The 20,346-nt window shown below is 72.7% G+C and carries 19 protein-coding genes and 1 tRNA gene; 14 read left to right on the top strand and 6 right to left on the bottom strand.

Features of this window, described 5'->3' with window-relative positions; all coding sequences use genetic code 11:
• Positions 1–61: 61 nt before the first annotated feature.
• The 9 genes from A4R25_RS19865 (at position 62) to A4R25_RS19825 (ending at position 9,201) form a co-directional block, all read left to right on the top strand.
• Positions 62–388 (top strand): hypothetical protein, encoded by a 327-nt coding sequence (locus tag A4R25_RS19865; protein ID WP_064447694.1) that lies wholly within the window; start codon positions 62–64, stop codon positions 386–388.
• 2 nt (positions 389–390) lie between these two features.
• The gene (locus tag A4R25_RS19860) at positions 391–1,083 is read left to right on the top strand and encodes a nucleotidyl transferase AbiEii/AbiGii toxin family protein (RefSeq protein WP_158559962.1); all 693 of its coding nucleotides are present in this window, start codon (positions 391–393) and stop codon (positions 1,081–1,083) included.
• A 124-nt stretch (positions 1,084–1,207) separates the two neighbouring features.
• Positions 1,208–1,621, top strand: coding sequence for an HIT family protein (locus A4R25_RS19855; protein ID WP_064447693.1), 414 nt, complete (start codon positions 1,208–1,210; stop codon positions 1,619–1,621).
• 76 nt (positions 1,622–1,697) lie between these two features.
• The gene (gene msrA / locus A4R25_RS19850; protein ID WP_064447692.1) at positions 1,698–2,360 is read left to right on the top strand and encodes a peptide-methionine (S)-S-oxide reductase MsrA; all 663 of its coding nucleotides are present in this window, start codon (positions 1,698–1,700) and stop codon (positions 2,358–2,360) included.
• A 283-nt stretch (positions 2,361–2,643) separates the two neighbouring features.
• Positions 2,644–4,434, top strand: a complete 1,791-nt coding sequence (locus tag A4R25_RS19845) for an N-acetylglutaminylglutamine amidotransferase (protein ID WP_064447691.1) — start codon at positions 2,644–2,646, stop codon at positions 4,432–4,434.
• A gap of 2 nt (positions 4,435–4,436) precedes the next feature.
• Complete coding sequence (gene ngg / locus A4R25_RS19840) at positions 4,437–6,275, top strand: N-acetylglutaminylglutamine synthetase (RefSeq protein WP_043326531.1); 1,839 nt, start codon at positions 4,437–4,439, stop codon at positions 6,273–6,275.
• On the top strand, positions 6,272–7,456 hold the full coding sequence (locus A4R25_RS19835) for an osmoprotectant NAGGN system M42 family peptidase (protein ID WP_030501323.1): 1,185 nt from the start codon (positions 6,272–6,274) through the stop codon (positions 7,454–7,456). The genes ngg and A4R25_RS19835 overlap by 4 nt, the downstream gene beginning before the upstream one ends.
• A gap of 309 nt (positions 7,457–7,765) precedes the next feature.
• Entirely contained in the window at positions 7,766–8,695 is a 930-nt protein-coding gene (locus A4R25_RS19830; protein WP_043326533.1) for a ribonuclease Z, read from the top strand.
• Positions 8,692–9,201, top strand: coding sequence for a GNAT family N-acetyltransferase (locus tag A4R25_RS19825; protein WP_043326535.1), 510 nt, complete (start codon positions 8,692–8,694; stop codon positions 9,199–9,201). Before A4R25_RS19830 ends, A4R25_RS19825 begins: the two co-directional genes overlap by 4 nt.
• An 89-nt stretch (positions 9,202–9,290) precedes the next feature.
• On the opposite strand, the gene A4R25_RS19820 is transcribed toward A4R25_RS19825, so the two are convergent.
• A complete protein-coding gene (locus tag A4R25_RS19820; protein WP_043326537.1) occupies positions 9,291–10,661 on the bottom strand; it encodes a cystathionine beta-synthase in 1,371 nt (456 codons plus the stop codon).
• A 76-nt stretch (positions 10,662–10,737) separates the two neighbouring features.
• Positions 10,738–11,094 carry a YkvA family protein gene (locus tag A4R25_RS19815; RefSeq protein ID WP_013474058.1) on the bottom strand — a complete coding sequence of 119 codons (357 nt, stop codon included), beginning with the start codon at positions 11,092–11,094 and terminating at the stop codon, positions 10,738–10,740.
• A gap of 141 nt (positions 11,095–11,235) precedes the next feature.
• Between A4R25_RS19815 and A4R25_RS19810 the strand changes: the two genes are divergently transcribed.
• The 4 genes from A4R25_RS19810 (at position 11,236) to A4R25_RS19795 (ending at position 16,043) form a co-directional block, all read left to right on the top strand.
• Positions 11,236–12,282: an SGNH/GDSL hydrolase family protein gene (locus A4R25_RS19810; RefSeq protein WP_043326540.1), complete on the top strand. Its 1,047-nt coding sequence runs from the start codon at positions 11,236–11,238 to the stop codon at positions 12,280–12,282.
• 102 nt (positions 12,283–12,384) lie between these two features.
• Positions 12,385–13,197, top strand: coding sequence for an SGNH/GDSL hydrolase family protein (locus A4R25_RS19805; RefSeq protein WP_064447690.1), 813 nt, complete (start codon positions 12,385–12,387; stop codon positions 13,195–13,197).
• Positions 13,198–13,255: 58 nt separating this feature from the next.
• Entirely contained in the window at positions 13,256–14,518 is a 1,263-nt protein-coding gene (locus A4R25_RS19800; protein WP_043326544.1) for an acetyl-CoA C-acetyltransferase, read from the top strand.
• Between the two features lie 40 nt (positions 14,519–14,558).
• Positions 14,559–16,043: a CYTH and CHAD domain-containing protein gene (locus A4R25_RS19795; protein WP_064447689.1), complete on the top strand. Its 1,485-nt coding sequence runs from the start codon at positions 14,559–14,561 to the stop codon at positions 16,041–16,043.
• Between the two features lie 100 nt (positions 16,044–16,143).
• Here A4R25_RS19795 and A4R25_RS19790 read toward each other — a convergent pair whose 3' ends face one another.
• The 4 genes from A4R25_RS19790 to A4R25_RS19775 all read right to left on the bottom strand — a co-directional run bounded on the left by A4R25_RS19790 (position 16,144) and on the right by A4R25_RS19775 (position 18,421).
• Positions 16,144–16,464 carry a hypothetical protein gene (locus A4R25_RS19790; RefSeq protein WP_064447688.1) on the bottom strand — a complete coding sequence of 107 codons (321 nt, stop codon included), beginning with the start codon at positions 16,462–16,464 and terminating at the stop codon, positions 16,144–16,146.
• 38 nt (positions 16,465–16,502) lie between these two features.
• Positions 16,503–17,261, bottom strand: a complete 759-nt coding sequence (locus A4R25_RS19785) for a Bax inhibitor-1/YccA family protein (protein WP_064447761.1) — start codon at positions 17,259–17,261, stop codon at positions 16,503–16,505.
• 123 nt (positions 17,262–17,384) lie between these two features.
• Positions 17,385–18,230, bottom strand: a complete 846-nt coding sequence (locus A4R25_RS19780; protein ID WP_043326550.1) for a Bax inhibitor-1/YccA family protein — start codon at positions 18,228–18,230, stop codon at positions 17,385–17,387.
• A gap of 110 nt (positions 18,231–18,340) precedes the next feature.
• A tRNA-Leu gene (locus A4R25_RS19775) sits at positions 18,341–18,421 on the bottom strand.
• A gap of 89 nt (positions 18,422–18,510) precedes the next feature.
• Between A4R25_RS19775 and A4R25_RS19770 the strand changes: the two genes are divergently transcribed.
• A complete protein-coding gene (locus tag A4R25_RS19770) occupies positions 18,511–20,340 on the top strand; it encodes a hypothetical protein (RefSeq protein WP_064447687.1) in 1,830 nt (609 codons plus the stop codon).
• Positions 20,341–20,346: the final 6 nt, after the last annotated feature.

The following is a 20,346-nucleotide window of genomic DNA, read 5'->3' as shown; positions in this document are numbered from 1 at the left end:
GTAGGCCGGGCGCGCCTGTCACAACCAGGACTCTGTCGGGGTGGTCGGCCATACTGGTCCGGTGAGTACGACCGAGGCGCTCCCCTCCCGCCTGCACGGCGTCGCCGACCGGATCCCCACGTCACTGGACGACCTCAAGGGGCCCGAGCGCGGCCGGGTCACGCTGCCGACCCGCCTCGCGTGGTCCGGGCTCAGCGAGTTCGACGTCGACGACAGCGGACAGCGGCTCACGCTCTACCGCACGCTGATGGACTGCGGGCAGCGCGAGGACATCGTCCGGTACGTCAACCCGGCGCTCCTCCGGCAGGACTGGTCCCGCATCCGCAAGCTGACCGCGCACCGGGTGATCCGACTCTGGGAGAGCAGAATGCCGGGCCTGGCAGCCTAGCCGTGGACGAGTTGCACACGCGCTTGCTGCACGTCGGATTCCGTGCGGGTGACGACCTCGGTCTGGTACTCGCGGGTGGCTACGCACTCGCCGCGCACGATCTCGTGAGCCGACCGTCCCGCGACATCGACTTCGCCACCGCAACCGCGTTGCCGCTGCCCCTCGTGGCGGCGCGGCTGGCCGAGGCGTACCGAGCCGGAGAATTCGGCTGCCGGGTCGTTGAGGCGACGCCGCGGATGGCCCGGTTGCTGGTCGAGGGGCAGGGTTTCGCCTGCGAGGTCGACCTCTTGAAAGAGGCGATCGGGCCGCCGGCGAGGTTGCAGATCGGCCCGGTGCTCGCGCTGGAGGATGCCATCGGCCTCAAGGTCAGGGCGCTTCACGACCGCGCCGCGCATCGCGACTACATCGACGTATGCGCTGCCAGCCGGATCGTGGAGTTCACGGGACTCGAATCCTTGGGCGCCCGGCACACCGTCGCGTTTTCGCTTCACGAGCTGGCCGACCGACTCGGCGGGGTCGACGAGCTCGACGTGGAGACATTCGCCTCCTACGGTCTCGGCGAGGACGAAATCGGCGGACTCAGGCGCTGGGCCCGTCGGTGGGAGGCGGACATCCGGGCGCGCCTCGCCAACGGCGAGACCGGCCCGACCGGCATCCCCGACGATGACTGGGACGCCTACCTCGATCGCGCCTGACCTACGGCCGGTCTTCTCGTCGATCATGAGGTTGACGGTGGTCGCCGTCCGAATTGTCGCCGCCAACCTCATGATCAACGCTCGCCCGGAGGTGGGGTGGGCGGGTCGGACCTAGGGTGGGCGGATGAGCGGGTGCGTGTTCTGCGGGATCGTGGCGGGCGAGGTGCCCGCGTTCCGGGTCACCGACGAGCCGGACGGGGTCGCGTTCCTGGACACCCGCCCGGTGTTCAAGGGGCACGTGCTCGTGGTGCCCCGCACCCACCTGGTCACCCTGTCCGACCTGCCGCCCGACGCGCTGCCCGGCTACTTCCGGCTGGTCCAGCGCATCGCCGTGGCGGTGGAGACCGGTCTGGACGCCGGTGGGACGTTCGTGGCGATGAACAACCGGGTGTCCCAGTCCGTACCGCACCTGCACACCCACGTGGTTCCCAGGACGAAGGGCGACGGTCTGCGCGGCTTCTTCTGGCCGCGTACCCGGTACGCAGGTGACGCCGAGGCCGAGGCGTTCGCCGGGCGGATCTCGGCGGCGCTGGCCTGACGTCGCGGTGGGCGGGTAAGGAACCGGAGGGCCACGCTGTTGCACACGCTGGGAAAGCCAAGAGAGGAGTCCCACCGTGTTCCTCCGCCGCATGAAGGCCGAGATGATCTCTCCTGACCAGGCCCTGCCGGGCCGCCCGATCGCGATGCCGATCGCCGACCGGCACGAGGTGCTGCCGTCGACGCTGAAGGGCCCGTTCCCCGAGGGCGCGCAGGTCGCTGTCTTCGGCATGGGCTGCTTCTGGGGCGCCGAGCGGCTGTTCTGGACCCTCCCCGGCGTGATCACCACGTCCGCCGGCTACGCGGGTGGCTACACCACCAACCCGACGTACGAGGAGGTGTGCTCGGGCATGACCGGGCACGCCGAGGTGGTCCAGGTGGTCTACGACCCGTCGAAGATCGCCTACGAGGACCTGCTCAAGGTCTTCTGGGAGAACCACGACCCGACCCAGGGCATGCGCCAGGGCAACGACGTGGGCACCCAGTACCGCTCGGCGATCTACACCACCACCGACGAGCAGGCCGCCGCTGCGAAGGCGTCGCGGGACGCGTTCGCGCCGATCGTGGCCCGGGCCGGCAAGGGTGAGATCACCACCGAGATCGCGCCGCTCGGCGACTACTACTTCGCCGAGGACTACCACCAGCAGTACCTGGCGCCGACGAAGAACCCGAATGGCTACTGCAACCACGGACCGAACGGGCTGAGCTGCCCGGTCGGCGTGGCCCGCACCGCCGGCTAGACCCCTCCACCGATCTTGGAGTTGTGGTGCCTGGCAACCCTCGCGAAACCGGCATCACAGGCACCACAACTCCAAGATCGCGGATTCCGGCTGCGGCTGGACGGGCATGCGGCGTTCCTCACAGCCGGCACGGGCCCGATTTCCGGCATCCGCGCCCTGGGGGGCAGGAAGCGACGCTGTGCGCGGCAACCACGCTGCGTGACGGCGCATCGTAGCAAGCTGTCACACGTTCGTCATCGTCTCAACAGGCGAACCGAAACAACCTCTGGCAGCATTGGCTCGTATGTGCGGACTTGCGGGAGAGTTCCGCCGTGACGGTTCACGCGCCGATGTCTCGGCCGTGGAGCGGATGGCGGCCACGATGAGTGACCGAGGGCCCGACGACAGCGGCGTCTGGTCGCAAGGGCCGACCGCGCTGGGACACCGGCGCCTGAAGATCATTGACCTGTCCGCGGCGAGCGGCCAACCCATTGTGGACGCCGCCGCCGGGCTCACCGGTGTCTTCAACGGCTGCATCTACAACTACCGGGAACTACGCGCCGAACTGCAGGCCAAGGGCCACCGGTTCTTCTCGTCCGGCGACAGCGAGGTAGTGGTCAAGGCGTACGCCGAGTGGGGGCTCGACTTCGTCGACCACCTGATCGGCATGTTCGCCGTGGCGATCAGCGAGCGCGACACCGGCCGCCTGGTGCTGGCCCGGGACCGCCTCGGCATCAAGCCGCTCTACCTGGCCGAGAGCCCCGGCGTGGTCCGGTTCGCCTCGACCCTGCCGGCGCTGCTCGCCGGTGGCGGCATCGACACCACCATCGACCGGGTGGCGCTCGCCCACTACCTGAGCTTCCACAGCATCGTGCCGCCGCCGCGCACCATCCTCGCCGGCGTCACCAAGCTGCCGCCGGCCACCGTCCGGGTGTACGAGGCGGACGGCTCCACCCACGAGCGGGTCTACTGGGACCCGTCGTTCGGCCGCGCCGCCGAGCGGGCCGGCTGGTCCGAGCGGGACTGGCAGGACGCGCTGCTCGACTCGCTGACCACCGCCGTACGCCGCCGCATGGTGGCCGACGTTCCGGTGGGCGTGCTGCTCTCCGGCGGCCTCGACTCCAGCCTTGTCGTCGCGCTGCTCGCCGGCGAGGGGCAGGCCCGGTCCGGCCTGGCCACGTTCTCCATCGGCTTCGACGCGGTGGGCGGGCGGGAGGGCGACGAGTTCGTCTACTCCGACCTGGTCGCGAAGACGTTCGGCACCGACCACCACCAGATCCGGGTGCCCACCGGCGACCTGCTGCCGCCGTTGGAGTCCGCCGTCGGGGCCATGAGCGAACCGATGGTCAGCCATGACTGCGTCGCGTTCTGGCTGCTCAGCCAGGAGGTCGCGAAGCACGTCAAGGTGGTGCAGTCGGGTCAGGGCGCGGACGAGATCCTGGGCGGCTACCACTGGTACCCGCCGCTGGCCGGGGTGGACCGGGAGCAGGCGCTCGAGACGTACGCGAAGGCGTTCTTCGACCGCGACGCGGCCGGACTGGCCCGGGTGCTCAACCCGGCGTGGCTGGCCGACGGCGACCCGGCGCGGGAGTTCGTCGCCGCGCACCTGGGCCGCCCGGGCGCGCAGACCGCCGTCGACGCCGGCCTGCGGATCGACACCCAGGTCATGCTGACCGACGACCCGGTGAAGCGGGTCGACAACATGACCATGGCGCACGGGCTGGAGGCCCGGGTGCCGTTCCTCGACCACGAGTTCGTCGAGCTGGCCGCGAGCTGCCCGCCGGAGCTGAAGCTGGCCCAGGGCGGCAAGGGCGTGCTCAAGGAGATCGGCCGGCGGGTCCTGCCCCACGAGGTCATCGACCGGCCCAAGGGCTACTTCCCGGTGCCCGGACTCACCCACCTGGAGGGCAAGCTCCTCGACCGGGTACGCGACGCGCTCACCGCGCCCGAGGCGCGCCGTCGCGACCTGTTCCGCGCCGACTACGTCGACGCGCTGCTCGCCGACCCGAACGCCGAACTGACCCCGTTGAACGGAAACAAGCTGTGGCAACTGGGACTCCTGGAAATGTGGCTCCAGAGCCACGGAATCGACTGACCGTGACCGACACCCTCGCCACCGGAACGGCACGTACCGACCGGGAACGGGTGCTGGGGCGCCGCCGGGAACGCATCGGCCCCGGCGGTGACCCGGTCGCACCGGGTACGCCGGAGCAGCGGCATCCGGAGCCCACGTCCACCGACGCCTCGGGCGTGGTGCTGGACTGCGGCTGGGGCCGGCTGGTGTTCGGGCAGACGTTCGACGACCAGGTGCACGTGGCCGACGTGCTGCGCTCCGAGGCGGTCGGCGCCCGGGACATCTGCATCTACCTGCGCGACCCGCACGTGCTGGTGTCGCGGCTTCCGGACGAGCTGTTCATCGACCCGTCGCTGACGTACCGGCTGCCGCTGGGCGAGAAGCGGCCCGCCGCGACCGAGGGCGGCGAGGTGCCCGGGCTGACCGTCCGGCCGCTGCGTGACGCCGTCGACGCGGAGGCGGTGAACCGGATCTACGCGCGCAACGGCATGGTCACCGCCCCGGTCGAGGTGCTGGTGGACAACGCCGGCACGGACCGGTTCCTGCACCTGGTGGCCGAGGACACCACGGGTGAGGTGGTCGGCACCATCACCGGCGTGGACCACGTCGCGGTGTTCGGCGATCCGGAGAACGGCGCGAGCCTGTGGTGCCTCACAGTCGACTTCAACACCGCCCCGCCCGGCACCGGGCAGGCGCTGCTCACCGCGCTCGCCGACCGGCTCGACGGGCGCGGCCGGGCGTTCGTGGACCTGTCCGTGCTGGCTGAGAACTCGGGCGCGATCCGGCTGTACGAGCGCCTCGGCTTCCACCGCACCGGCACGCTCTGCGTGAAGCGGAAGAACCCGATCAACGAGCGCCTGTTCCTGCCCGCCATGCCCGAGGGGTACGACGAGCTGAACCCGTACGCGAAGATCGTCGCGGACGAGGCGATGCGCCGCGGCATCCGGGTGGAGGTGACCGACCCGCACTGGGGTGAGCTGAAGCTGACCACCGGCGGCCGGACCATCCACACCCGCGAGTCGCTGTCGGAGCTGACCTCGGCGGTGGCGATGAGCCGCTGCGACGACAAGCGGGTGACCCGGCGCATCCTCACCGAGGCGGGCCTGTCGGTGCCGCGCGGGCGTACCGCCACCGGTGAGCCCGACGACGTGGCGTTCCTGAACGACGTGGGTCCGGTGGTGGTCAAGCCGGCGCGGGGCGAGCAGGGCAACGGCATCACCGTCGGCGTGCGTACGCCCGAGGCGCTGACCGCGGCCGTCGAGCTGGCCCGCCGGTTCTGCCCGGACGTACTGATCGAGGAGCTGCGCGCGGGCGAGGACCTGCGGGTCGTGGTGATCGACCACGAGGTGGTCGCCGCTGCGGTACGCCGCCCGGCGCAGATCACCGGCGACGGGGTGCACGACATCACCGAGCTGATCGAGCGGCAGAGCCGCCGCCGGGCCGCCGCCACCGGGGGCGAGTCCCGCATCCCGATCGACGACATGACCCGCGAGGTGGTGGCCGAGGCCGGGTACCGGATGCACGACGTGCTCCCGGAGGGCGAGGTGCTCGCGGTACGCCGGACGGCCAACCTGCACACCGGCGGCACGATCCACGACGTGACCGCCGAGCTGCACCCGGCGATCGCCGAGGCGTGCGTGACCGCGAGCCGGGCGCTGGACATCCCGGTCACCGGGCTGGACCTGCTGGTCCCCGCCCCGGACCGGCCGGAACACGTGTTCATCGAGGCGAACGAGCGGCCCGGACTGGCCAACCACGAACCGCAGCCCACCGCCGAGCGCTTCGTCGACCTGCTCTTCCCGGGTACCCGGGCACCGCAGCGACTCTGGTCGCCGGCCGGTGCGGCAAGCTCTGGGGCATGACCGCACGCAAGCCCCAACCGCTCAAGCTCGACCTCGACTACCTCCGCCAGGTGCTGGTGGAGCTGCTGGAGATCCCCAGCCCGTCGGGGCGCACCGACCACATCCAGCAGTACGTGGGCGAGCGGCTCTCCGCGATCGGGATCAGCTCCACGCTGACCCGTCGCGGGGCGCTGAGCGCCTGTCTGCCCGGCCCCCGGTCGACCGGCGCCGACCGGGCGATCGTGGTGCACACCGACACCATCGGCGGCATGGTGAAGCGGCTCAAGGAGAACGGCCGGCTGGAGGTCAACCCGATCGGTACGCACAGCGCCCGTTTCGCCGAGGGCGCCCACGTGCGGATCTTCACCGACGACCTGGAGCGGGTCGTCACCGGCCAGGTGCTGCCGCTGAAGGCGAGCGGGCACCGCTACAACGAGGCGGTCGACCTGCAGGGCGTCGGCTGGGAACTGGTCGAGGTGCGGGTGGACGAGCCGGTGCACGACGAGGCCGGGCTGCGGGCGCTCGGCATCGACGCCGGGGACTTCGTCGCGTTCCTGCCCAACCCCACCATCACCCCGAACGGGTACGTCAAGTCCCGCCACCTGGACGACAAGGCGGGCGTGGCGGCGGTGCTGACCGCGTTCAAGGCGATGGTCGACGCCGGAGTCACCCCGGCGGTCACCGCGCACCTGCTGGTCACCGTCACCGAGGAGATCGGCCACGGCGCGAGCCACGGGCTGGACCCGGACGTCGCGGAGATCGTGTCGGTGGACGCGGCGGTGGTCGCGCCGGGCCAGCAGTCCCGGGAGACCGCGGCGACACTCGCCATGGGCGACGGGGTCGGCCCGTTCGACTACCACCTGACCCGCAACCTCGCCTCGATCGCCAAGGAACACGGCGTCGACCTGGTCCGGGACGTGTTCGACTACTACCGCTCGGACGTGGCCGCCGCGGTCGAGGCCGGGGCGCACGCCCGGGTGGCGCTGCTCGGGTTCGGCGTGGACGCCACCCACGGCCACGAGCGCACCCACCTCGACGGCCTGCACCAGCTCACCCAGCTGCTCTGCCTCTACCTGCAGAGCCCGCTGGTGTTCCCCGAGTGGGACGCCGAGCCGGAGGGCGACCTGGCCGACTTCCCGTCGCTCGCCGTGCAGCCGGCGAACGAGGACGGCCCGCGCGAGGGCCCGATCGGCCTGGACTGACCGGGCCTGTGATCGAAATCCGTTGCCGCGGCCGCCGCGAAGTGGATAGCGTGGCGGTACACGGGAAAGGAGGTGGTCCAGACTTGTATAGCAATCGGACTCGTGAGGTGGCTGTCCGCTAGCCGCTGTCCTCGACAGTGAAATCTCGCCCGCCGCGAGGCGGGCACCTGCAGGATCGTCGAGACCGTGTGGCAGCGGTGCGGCGAAACCACGACAGCCACCCGACCCCCGGGGTGCCGGCCCAGTCCAGCCGGCCCGCGCGCGAGCGCGGAAGCCCCGGGGGTCGCTTTTTGCGCTCGGGAGGGTGCGGTGTCCATGCGTGAGCTGGTGGTGCTCGGTACGGCCAGCCAGGCCCCGACCCGGCAGCGCAACCACAACGGCTACCTGCTGCGCTGGGACGACGAGGTGATCCTCTTCGACCCGGGCGAGGGCAGCCAGCGGCAGATGCTGCACACCGGGGTCACCGCCACCGACCTGACCCGGATCTGCGTCACCCACTTCCACGGCGACCACTGCCTCGGGCTGCCCGGCATGATCCAGCGGCTCTCGCTGGACCGCGTACCGCGCCCGGTGGCTGTGCACTTCCCGGCCGGCGGCGCCGAGTACTTCGCCCGGCTGCGCCACGCCTCCAGCTTCTACGAGACCGCCGAACTGGCAGTCGAGCCGATCGACGTCGACGGGCAGCGGATCACGCTCGGCGTCGGCACGCTGGAGGCCCGCCGGCTGCGGCACCCGATCGAGACGTACGGATACCGGCTGGTCGAGCCGGACGGCTGCCGGATGCTTCCGGAGCGGCTGGCCGCGTACGGCATCGCCGGTCCGGACGTGGGGCGGTTGCTGCGCGACGGCCACCTGGACCGCGACGGGCGCCGCGTCACCCGGGACGAGGTGAGCGTCGTCCGGCCGGGGCAGCGGTTCGCGTTCGTGATGGACACCGGGCTCTGCGACGGCGTGTACGCGCTCGCCGAGCACGCCGACCTGCTGGTGATCGAGTCGACGTTCCTGGAGTCGGAGGCGGCGCTCGCCGCCGAGGTCGGGCACCTCACCGCCGGCCAGGCCGCGCGGGTCGCGGCCGAGTCGGGGGTACGCACGCTCGTGCTCACCCACTTCTCCCAGCGGTACGCCGACCCGCGCCGCTTCCACGACGAGGCCCGCGAGCACTTCTCCGGTGATCTGGTGATCGCCGAGGATCTTCAGACGGTACAGGTGCCGCCCCGGCGGGTACCGTCGCCCGGGTGACGATCTCCCTACGTTCCGCGACCGAGGCCGACCTGATGGCGGTCGGCGCCCTGCACCAGCGTTCCCGGGTGGCGGCGTACTCGTCGTTCCTGCCGCCCGAGGCGCTGGCCGACCCGACGCCGGAGGCGATGGGCCGCTACTGGGTGGAACGGCTGACCTGGGAGGGCGCGGACCACCGGATGACGGTGGCCGAGCGGGACGGGAAGCTGGTGGGCTTCAGCTACCTCGGGCCCGACGACGAGGGCGACCCGGCGACCGGGCTGCTCAACGCGATCCACCTGGAGCCGTCCGAGCGGGGCCGGGGCACCGGACGGGCGCTGATGGTGGACGCGCTCGACGCGATGCGGGCCCGGGGCTGGACGCGCGCGGTGCTGTGGGTGCTGCGGGACAACGCCCACGCGCGCCGTTTCTACGAGCGCGGCGGCTGGACCGCCACCGGTGATGAGCGGGACGAACACATCGGCCGGGTGCTGGTCCCCCAGCTCCGCTACGCCCGCCGCTTGTAAGGAAGGGCCCCTTATTAACGCCTCCGGTAGAGGAAGGGCCCCCTTTTAACACCGCGGTGTTAAAAGGGGGCCCTTCCTTACAAGCAGGGTCAGCGGGCGCCGAGGTGGGCCAGCAGGTCCTGGCGGGTCAGCACGCCCTTGGGCTTGCCGTCGACCAGCACCAGCGCCGCGTCCGCCTTCTCCAGCAGCCCGACCGCCTCACTCACCGGCTGGCCGCCGCCGATCATCGGCAGCGGCTCGCCCATGTGCCGCTCGATCGTGTCGTGCAGGTGGGCCTGGCCGGTGAACAGCGCGTCGAGCAGGTCCTTCTCGGCGATCGAACCGGCCACCTCACCGGTCACCACCGGCGGCTCGGCCTTGAGCACCGGGAGCTGCGAGACGCCGTACTCGCGCATGTAGTCGATCGCGTCGCGGACCGTCTCGGTCGGGTGCACGTGCACCAGCTCGGGCAGGCCACCGGGCTTGCCGGCGAGCGCGTCGGCCACCGTCGGCTCGGTGCCGGAGTCGTCCAGGAAGCCGTACCGGGCCATCCACTTGTCGTTGAAGATCTTCGACAGGTAGCCCCGGCCGCCGTCCGGCAGCAGCACCACGATAACGTCGTCCGGGCCGGCCTTGCGGGCCACCTCCAGCGCGCCCACCACCGCCATGCCGCAGGAGCCGCCGACCAGCAGACCCTCCTCGCGGGCGAGCCGGCGGGTCATCTCGAAGGACTCCTTGTCCGACACCTCGACGATCTCGTCGGCGATCTTCCGGTCGTACGTCTCCGGCCAGAAGTCCTCACCGACGCCCTCGACCAGGTACGGCCGGCCGGTTCCGCCGGAGTAGACCGAGCCCTCCGGGTCCGCGCCGATCACCTTGACCCGGCCCTCGGACGCCTCCTTGAGGTAGCGGCCGATGCCGGAGATGGTGCCGCCGGTGCCGACGCCCGCCACGAAGTGGGTGATCCTGCCCTCGGTCTGCTTCCACAGCTCCGGGCCGGTGGTCTCGTAGTGCGAGCGCGGGTTGGCCGGGTTGCTGTACTGGTTGGGCTTCCACGCGCCGGGGATCTCCCGGGCCAGCCGGTCGGACACGTTGTAGTAGGAGCGCGGGTCCTCCGGCGCGACGGCGGTCGGGCAGACCACCACCTCGGCGCCGTACGCGCGCAGCACGTCCTGCTTGTCCTGGCTGACCTTGTCCGGGCAGACGAAGACGCAGCGGTAGCCCTTGAGCTGGGCCACCAGGGCCAGCCCGACGCCGGTGTTGCCGCTGGTCGGCTCCACGATCGTGCCGCCCGGCCGCAGGATGCCCGCCTTCTCGGCGTCCTCCACCATGCGCATCGCGATCCGGTCCTTGACCGAGCCGCCCGGGTTGACGTACTCCACCTTCGCCAGCACGGTGGCCTGGATGCCCTCGGTGACGTTGCGCAGGCGGACCAGCGGGGTGTTGCCGATCAGCTCGACGACGTTGTCGTAGTACTGCACCTCGTTGTGCCCTTCGTCGCGCCGCCGTCGTGGGGCGGTCGGTCAGCCGTCAGTTCGCCGACCAGCGTACGTGCCGTCAGGGCACCACATGCCCCGGGATGACCGAGCTGCGACGTGCCTCCCACTCCAGGAACCGTTCCGTCTCGGCGAGCACGCTGCCGGCCAGCCAGGTGACCATCACCGCGTCGTCGGCCAGCCCGAAGATCGCCAGCGGGATCTCCGGCAGCAGGTCGATCGGGCTGACGATGTACGCGGTCGCGCCGGCCATCAGCGCCAGGCGCAGGCCGCCGTCGTACTCGCCCCTGGTGGTGGCGCGGATCATCCTCGGCAGCGCCGCCAGCCGGGCCCCGAGCGACGGCCCGCCCCGCGTACCGGCCGCCAGCGCCCGGGCCAGCGCGGCGAACGCGGCGCTGCGCTTCAACGTCTTCCCCATGTCTTCGCCCCTCTCCGCCCGACCATGGTGCGGCCCGGGGGCAAGCCCGCGTCCGCCACCCCCATCGGTACCCAGTCCGGGCGCCGCCCAGCCATCCGATCAAGGACAGCAGTGGTCGTACCGGCGCGATACTGTCGGTTCATGGGGGACGCTGGTTCCGTCGCGCCGGTCCACTGGCAGCGCGTCCGGCAGATCGCCCGCCTCGCGGCGATCGGCACGGGCGCCACGGTGGCGGCCACCGCCGCCACCGGCGGGGTGCTGCTCGGCCAGGCCCGGCAGGCCCGGCGCACCATCCCGATGGCGCAGGCCCCGCCACCGCGCTGCGACGGCGTGTACGGCGCGAAGCTGCCCGGCCCGCCGGTCACCATGGTCATCCTGGGCGACTCCTCGGCAGCCGGCTACGGCGTGCACAGGCGCCGGGAGACACCGGGCTCGCTGCTGGCCACCGGGCTGTCCCGCCGCCTGCACCGGCCGGTACGCCTGCACCGGTTCGCCGTGGTGGGCGCGCTCTCGTCCGGGCTGAAACCGCAGGTCGAGTCCGCCCTGGAGGTCGAGCCGGACGTGGCGGTGATCCTGGTGGGCGGCAACGACGTCACCAACCGCACGCCGCCGGGGCTGGCCGTGCGCTACCTGGTCGACGCGGTCCGCACGCTGCGGGCGGCCGGCTGCGAGGTGGTCGTCGGCACCTGTCCCGACCTGGGCACCATCCGGCCGATCCAGCCGCCGCTGCGCTGGCTGGCCCGGCGCTGGAGCCGCCAGCTCGCGGCCGCGCAGACGGTGGGCGTGGTCGAGGCCGGCGGCCGGGCCGTCTCACTCGGCGACATGCTCGGGCCGCGGTTCGCCGCCGAGCCCGCCCGGATGTTCGCCTGGGACCGGTTCCACCCCTCCGCCGAGGGGTACGCGATAGCCGCGGCGGCGTTGCTGCCCACCGTGCTGTCCGCGCTGGGCGCGGTCCCGGAACGCAGGCCTGTCCTGCCCGGCGTGGAAGGCGTACGGTCGCTCCCGGAGGCGGCTCACGAGGCGGCCCGGCACGCCGGCACGGAGGTCAGCGGCGCCCAGCTCCGGGGTCGCGACCGCGGGCCCGGCGGACGCTGGGCGCAGCTTCGCCGACGGGCCTTCTTCGGCGTCGGCGCGCTGCCCCCGACCGGCAGCGCCGCCGACTCGGCCACCCTGGAGGAAACGGCATGAGCGAGCGAAGCGGAGTGCTGTCATGAGCGAGCGCAGCGAGCGAATCGGCCAGCTCAGCGCAAACGTGCCTCATGACGGCACGGAGCGAAGCGGAGTGCTGTCATGAGCGAGCGGAACGAGGTGGCCCGGTGGGGCCGGGCGGCGGCCCTGTCGCTGCTGGCCGGCACGGTGGGCGGCGCAGCGGTCCTCGCCGGGCAGGCCATCGCCGCCCGCAGCCGGGAGTACGCCCAGCCCGAGCTGGGTCTGGTGTTGCGCGCGACGGTCGGCCGGGCGGACGCGCCGCCGCTGCGGCTGGTGCTGCTCGGTGACTCGTCGGCGCTCGGTGTCGGCGTCGACCGCTTCGAGGAGACGATCGGCGGTCAGCTCGCGAACCTGCTCGCCGAGGGGCCGCACGGCCGCCGGGTGCATCTGTCCAGCGTCGGGGTCTCCGGCTCCCGCGCCACCGACCTGGCCACCCAGGTGGCCCGGGCGCTGCTCGGCGAGCGGCCCGACGTGGCGGTGGTGCTGATCGGGGCGAACGACGCGACGGCGCTGAGCCGCCCCGGTGACGCGGCCGCCTATCTCGGCTCGGCGGTGCGCCGGCTGCGGGAAGCGCACGTCGAGGTGGTGGTGGGCACCTGCCCCGACCTCGGCGCGGTACGCGCGGTCGCCGCCCCGCTGCGTCAGGTGCTCGGCTGGTCCGGCCGGCGGATGGCACGGGCCCAGACAGCGGCCGTGCTGGACGCCGGTGGCACGGTTGTCGACCTGGGCACCGAGACGGGCCCGGTGTTCCGCGCGGATGCCGGCACGCTCTGCCGCGACGGCTTCCACCCGTCCGCCGACGGCTACCGGATCTGGGCGCACGCCCTGCTGCCGGCGGTCGAGGCGGCGGCGACTGTCGCGTTCCGGCACCACCGCCGACCGCCCACAGGGTGACATTTCCCGCCCGCCGCACACCTTCCCGCGCATGTTACCGGCGCGTTAACGTTGGCTCATGCCGATTGAGTCGCCCCGCGACGCCGTCATCGTCGCCACCGCCCGGTCCCCCATCGGCCGCGCGTTCAAGGGTTCCCTCCGCGAGGTCCGCCCGGACGACCTCGCCGCCACCATCGTCCAGGCCGCCCTCGACAAGGTTCCGGCGCTCGATCCCACCACCATCGACGATCTCTACCTCGGGTGCGGCCTGCCCGGCGGCGAGCAGGGCTTCAACATGGCCCGGGTGGTCGCCACGCTGATGGGCCTGGACGGCCTGCCGGGCGCCACGCTGACCCGCTACTGCGCGTCCTCGCTCCAGACCACGCGGATGGCGATGCACGCGATCCGGGCCGGTGAGGGCGACGTGTTCATCTCCGCCGGTGTGGAGATGGTCTCCCGGTACGCCCGGGGCAACTCGGACACGCTGCCGCCGGAGGCGCAGGCGCTGGTCGGCGGCGGCTGGGAGAACCCCCGCTTCGCCGAGGCCCGGGAGCGTTCCGCGGCCCGCGCCCAGGGCGGCGCCGAGGTGTGGGCCGACCCGCGCGAGGCCGGGCAGCTCCCCGACATCTACCTCGCCATGGGGCAGACCGCGGAGAACCTGGCCCAGGTGTACGACGTGACCCGCGAGGACATGGACGCGTTCGGCGTCCGCAGCCAGAACCTCGCGGAGAAGGCGATCGCGGACGGCTTCTGGGCCCGCGAGATCACCCCGGTCACCACGCCGGACGGCACGGTGGTCAGCACCGACGACGGCCCGCGCGCCGGGGTGACCCTGGAGGCCGTGGCCGGTCTGAAGCCGGTGTTCCGCCCGGACGGCCGGATCACCGCCGGCAACTGCTGCCCGCTCAACGACGGCGCCGCCGCAGTAGTGATCATGAGCGCCGAGCGGGCGTCCGAGCTGGGTCTCACCCCGCTGGCCCGGATCGTCTCCACCGGCGTCAGCGCGCTCTCTCCCGAGATCATGGGCCTGGGCCCGGTCGAGGCGTCGAAGCAGGCGCTGAAGCGGGCCGGCATGACCATCGACGACGTCGACCTGGTCGAGATCAACGAGGCGTTCGCCGCGCAGGTGATCCCCTCGTACCGGCAGCTCGGCATCCCGGAGGAGAAGCTGAACGTCGCCGGCGGCGCGATCGCCGTCGGCCACCCGTTCGGCATGACCGGCGCCCGGATCACCGGCACGCTGCTCAACGCGCTGGAGTGGCACGACAAGACCATCGGTCTGGAGACCATGTGCGTCGGCGGCGGCCAGGGCATGGCGATGGTGCTGGAGCGACTGAGCTGAGACCGGTTCGCCGGCGCGCGGGCCGGGTGCGGGAGGCCGTATGGCGACCGTCGTGGAACGTGAGCGCAAGTACTCCGGCGACGAGGGTTTCCAGCTGCCCGACCTGACCGGGTGCGGTGGCGTCGTGACCATGTCCGACGCCACCGTCTCGGATCTGGACGCCGTCTACTGGGACACCGATGACCTGCTCCTGCTGCGCAGCGGGCACGCGCTGCGTCGTCGTACCGGGGGGCACGACGCGGGCTGGCATCTCAAGGTGGGCGCGGTCGGCGGCGCGCGGGTCGAGCACCAGTTCCCGGCCGGGGCGTCCGACGACGGCCCGCCGGCCGAGATGGTCGCGCTGATCCGGGGCGCGTCGCGGGGCCGTACCGTCGCTCCGGCCGCCCGGGTGGTCAACCGCCGCCGGGAACGGCGGCTGCTGGACGCGGACGGCCGGGTGCTGGCCGAGGTGGCCGAGGACGACGTCCGGTCCGAGGATCTGGTGGACGGCGCCGCGCGGACCTGGCACGAGATCGAGATCGAGCTGGTCGACGGCGACGAGGCGCTGCTCGACGCGCTGGGCGAGCGGCTGCGCGCGGCAGGTGCCCGGGAGGTGGCGGTCAGCAAGTCGCACCGGGCCGTCGCGGGCCGGATCGAGCGCTTCGACGACCGGGAACCGGACGGCCCGGCGGGGCCGGTCCTCACGTACGCCAGGGCGCAGCGGGACGCGATCGTCGGCAACCACGCGGCCGCGTACCAGGGTGACGAGGACGCGGTCCACGACATGCGCGTCGCGGCCCGCCGGTTGCGGGCGACGCTGCGTACGTTCCGGGGGTTGTGGGACCGCCGGGAGAGCGAGGCGGTCCGGGCCGAGCTGCGCTGGCTCGGCGGTGAGCTGGGCCGGGTCCGCGACACCCAGGTGATGGCGGCCCGGCTCACCGAGGCGGTGCACGAGCTGCCGGACGAGCTGGTGCTCGGCCCGGTGGCCGCGCGGATCGGCGAGCGGTTCGCGGCCGACCTGGCCGGGACGACGGCGGCGCTGCGGTCCGCGTTGGACTCCGACCGCTATGCCGAGCTGCTGGCCCGCCTGGATCGGCTGGTCGACGGCGCACCGGCCGACGTGGGCCGGCGCTGGGTGGACCGGCGGATCCGCAAGGCGGTACGCCGCGCTGACGAACGGCTGGACCGGGCGCTCACGCTCGAAGGGACGGCCGGGGACGCGGCGCTGCACGAGACGCGTAAGAAGCACAAGGCGGCCCGGTACGCGGTGGAGATGCGGGAGCCGAGCGCCGGCAAACCGGCCGCCCGCCTGGTGAAGCGGTTCAAGGCGCTCCAGGATCTGCTCGGCGCCCACCAGGATTCGGTGGTGACCCGGGAGACGCTGCGGCGGCAGGCGCTCCAGGCGTACGCCGACGGCGAGAACACGTTCACCTACGGCCTGCTGCACGGGAGGCAGGCGGAGGCCGCCGGCCACGACCGCCCGGCGGTCCTGCGGGCACGCGACCGGGCCCGACGCCGCAAGGCACGCCGCTGGCTCAACCCCTGACCGCCCCCGCCACCCGGTCGATCATGAAGTTAGCGGGGATCCGCGTCCGTTTTGTCGCCGCCAACTTCATGATCAACGCGACGAAAGGGCAGGGGGCAGGTCAGAGGGCGCCGCGGGTTCGGGTTATCGCCTCGGCGGCCTCGGCCAGGACGGGGGCGGGGGGATCGGCCAGCGTCAGGTCGGCGGTTACCACGCGGAGCTGGTCTGGGAGGGCCTGGTCGCTGGGGAGCCGGGGCACCTCGCGGCGCGGCTCGCCCGCCGCGTCGGCGGCCAGGTTGGCGATCTCCTGGACCAGCTTGTGCACCAGGTCGGCCCGGGACACGTTGCCGCCCTCGGCCTTGGCCGACCAGCGCGGCTGCTGCCAGTGCCCCACCTGTCGGACCAGCAGGGTCACCGCCCGGTCCAGTTCCGCTGCGCTCATCGCCGCCGAGTCTACGGCGACGCCGGGCCGGAGCGTGCTCAGCGGCGTACGTAGCTGAGCAGGCGCAGGATCTGCCAGTACAGGAAGATCAGCCCGACGAGCAGCCCGAACGCGCAGTACCAGGCGTAGCGGCGGGGCAGCCGATTCGCGGCCGACCGCTCGACCAGGTCGAAGTCGAGGATGAAGCTGAGCGCCCCGGCGATGATCGCCACCACCGAGAACACGTACGGCAGCCAGCCCACCCGGTCACTGAGGCTGTAGACGGCCACGCCCTGCCGCCCGGTGAACAGGTACGCGAACAGGTTGACCAGGCCGATCGCCACGATCCCGACGAGCGTGCCGATGACCAGGCGGGCCAGGCGCGGCGTGGCGCGTACCAGCCGGGCCCGGTAGAGCACCGCCATGCCGAGGAAGACGCCGAACGTGCCGACCACCGCCTGCGCCACGATGCCCGGGTAGACCAGTTCGAAGGCGCGGCTGGCCACCCCGAGCAGCAACCCCTGCAACACGGCGTACCCGACGATGACCGGCGGACTGGTGATCTGCTTCAGCGAGATGACGAGCACCAGGGCGAGGCTGGCCAGCGCGCTTCCGGCCAGCGCGGCGGAGATCCACGCGGCCCGCGGCACCAGCACCCAGGACAGCGCCGCCGTGACGCCGGTGACCAGCAGCAGGCCCACGGTGCGGCTCACCACGTCGGCCACCGTCATCGCGTCGGCGGTTCCGACCCCGAGCACCTGCCGTTCGGCGCGGCCGACGTCGTCCAGCCGGTCCAGCACCGGATTGGCACTGCGCACCGTGACCACCTCCCGCCCACGTACCCGAGTCCCACTCTGCCCCGGTCGGCACGGCAGGGACGGGAAAACGGCGACGCCCGCCGCCGCGGATGCGGCAGGCGGGCGTCGGCGGAAAGCGAGACGTCAGTCGTCGCCCTGGAAGTAGCTGAGCAGCCGCAGGATCTCGATGTAGAGCCAGACCAGGCCGACCACGATGCCGAAGGCGGCCGTCCACGAGTAGCGCTGCGGGAGTCCCATCCGGACCCCCTCCTCGATGTCGGCGAAGTTGAGCACGAAGCTCAGCGACGCCACCACGATGCAGACCAGGCTGAAGCCGATGGCCAACTTGCTGCCATCCCGCAAGCCAGTGTTCACGCCGGCCAGGGACAACACGAAATTGATCAGCATGACCGCGAAGAGGCCTGCCATGATCGAGACCAGGATGCGGGCGAACTTCGGGGTAGCCCGGATGATCCGCGCCTTGTAGATCATCGCCATGAGGAAGAAGACGCCGAAGGTCGCCACCACGGCTTGAAGCACGATCCCGTCGTACCGCGCCTCGAACGCCTTGCTGACCATGCCGACGAAGACGCCCTCGATGATCGAGTACGCCACCACGAGCGCCGGGTTGGCCATCCGGGAGAACGAGATGATCAGACCCAGCACCAGGCCGACCACCGCGGCGCCGATCCACGCCACGCCGACGAGCGAGTCCGGCACGAGCACCCAGGCCGCAGCGGCTGAGGCGCCGAGGATGGCGAGCATGAGGACCGTCTTGACGACCACGTCGTCGAGCGTCATCGGGGTCACGGTGGGCGGTGCCACCGGCTGGCCGTAGCCGCCCGGGTAGGGCTGGGCGTAGGGCTGCTGCGGGTACTGCTGCTGGGGGTATCCGGGCTGACCGTAAGGCCCGGGCTGGGCGTACCCGGCCGCCCGCTCACGCTCTGCCGCCTGGCCGAGCCGGGCGAGCACCGGGTTCGAGGTCTTCACTTCTCAGGCCTCCCTCAGGGGGTCGATCGCACGTAGACGTGCTACTCCAGGGTAGACGTGGCCGCAATCGCGCGTGCGACGGCTAGCTGTGGGAAACCTGAGAGTTCGTGTGCCCGGGGCGGGGGTCGAACCCGCACGCCTTGCGGCAGCCGCTTTTAAGGCGGCCGTGTCTGCCGTTCCACCACCCGGGCGGGTGACACCGGCGCGCCGACACGCGCGGTGCAGATCTCACCGTAGCGGCTCGGCCGCGACCCGGCGTACCCCGACGGCTGCGGCCGTTATGGTCGAGGCCGTGACCAGCGCCGCCCGCACGGCCTCCGGGCCCGACCAGGTCCGGGCGGCCCGCCCGGCGACGGTCACGCGGCGGATGACGGCCGCCGTCCGGCGGCGCCGCGCCGACCTGCTCGTGGGGCTGGCGTTCGCCGCGTTCGCCGCCTGGCTCACCCACGGCCTCTGGCCGGCGCCGGGCACGCGGGTACTCGCGCTCAACCCGGCCGACCAGACGCTGTACGAGTGGTTCCTGGCGCTCGACGCGCGTGCCCTGCGCGGCGAGCTGAGCCTGGTCAGCGACCGCCTGAACGCGCCGGACGGGGTCAACCTGATGGCGAACACCTCGGTCGTCGCGCTCGGCGTGCTGCTCGCCCCGGTCACGCTGGCGTTCGGCGCGCCGGTCACGTTCGCGCTGCTGGTCGCGCTCAACCTCGCCGGTACCGCGCTGGCCTGGTACCTGCTGTTCACCCGCGTCCTACGGGCCCGTCCGCTCGCGGCCGGGCTGGGCGCGTCACTGTGCGGCTTCGGGCCGGGCATGGTCTCGCAGAGCAACGGCCATTTGCACATGACCGCGCAGTGGCTGGTCCCGGCGCTGGTCTGGCTGGTCGTCCGGCTGCTACGCGCCGCCGACCCGGCCGGGCGCCCGGACGGCCCGGACCGCCGCCGGATGGTCTCGTCGGCGGCCGGGCTCGCCGCTGTCGTCACCGTGCAGGTGTTCGTCGGCGAGGAGGTGCTCTTCCTCACCGCGCTCACGCTGGCGGTGATGACGCTCGCGTACGGGCTGGCCGACCGGGAACTGCTGCGCCGGGCCGGTCCCGGCTTCGCCCGCGGGCTGCTGGGCGCGGCCGGGCTGGCGCTGCTCGTGCTGGCGTACCCGCTCTGGGTGCAGTTCGCCGGTCCGCAGGGCGTCGCCGACGGGATGTTCCCGCCCGCCTACTTCTCCGCCGACCTGGCCGGCTGGACCCGCCTCTCCGCGCTGACCGTGTTCGGCAGCCCGGAGGCGGTCCGGCTGACCACCGGTCCGGCCGAGTTCACCACGTTCCTCGGCTGGCCGCTGCTGCTGGTCGCGGTCGGCTGCGCGGCCTGGCTGGGCCGGCGGCCGCTGGTGGTGGCGCTGGTGGCAGGCGCGCTGGTGACGGCCGCGCTCGCGCTCGGCCCCGAGGTCGTGGTCGGCGGCGAACGGACCGGGCTTCCCGGCCCGTACCGGCTGCTGGCCGGGCTGCCGGTGGTGGACGGCGCGCTGCCGATGCGCTTCGCGCTGGCGGTGCTGCCGCTGGTCGGTACCGTGCTCACGCTCGCCGTGCACCGGGCGCTCGGCGAGTCCGGCCGGGCCCGCCGGGGTGTCCCGATCGCGGTCGGCGCGGCGGTGCTCAGCGTCCTGCCGACGCCGCTGCCCACGATGGACCGGCCGCCGCTGCCCGAGTTCGTCACCGGCGGCCACTGGCGGCAGTGCGTACGCCCCGGTGGGGTGCTGGTGCCGGTGCCCACCGCCACTCCGCAGACCCCCTGGCCGATGCGCTGGGCCACCGCCACCGGCGTCGGCTTCGCCATGCCGGAGGGCTTCTTCATCGGCCCGTACGGGCGGGGCGGCTCGGCCACCATGGGCACCTGGCAACGCCCCACCTCGGCCCTGCTCGCCGACGTGGCCCGCCGGGGCGTGGCGCCGGCGGTCGGTGACCGGCAGCGCCGCCAGGCCGCCCGGGACGTCGAGTTCTGGCGCGCGTCCTGCGTCGCGGTGACCGACGACGCGCCGCACGCGGACATGCTGCGCCGCACCCTGGAGCAGTTGTTCGGGCGGCCGGGTACGCGGCTCGCCGACGCCTGGACCTGGCGCTTCTGATCCCGG

Source organism: Micromonospora sp. NBRC 110037 (assembly GCF_001652995.1).
GTDB classification, from domain to species: Bacteria; Actinomycetota; Actinomycetes; order Mycobacteriales; family Micromonosporaceae; genus Micromonospora; species Micromonospora chalcea.
The sequence above is the reverse complement of the archived record's forward strand: the minus strand, read 5'-3'. Positions and strand labels throughout refer to the sequence as shown.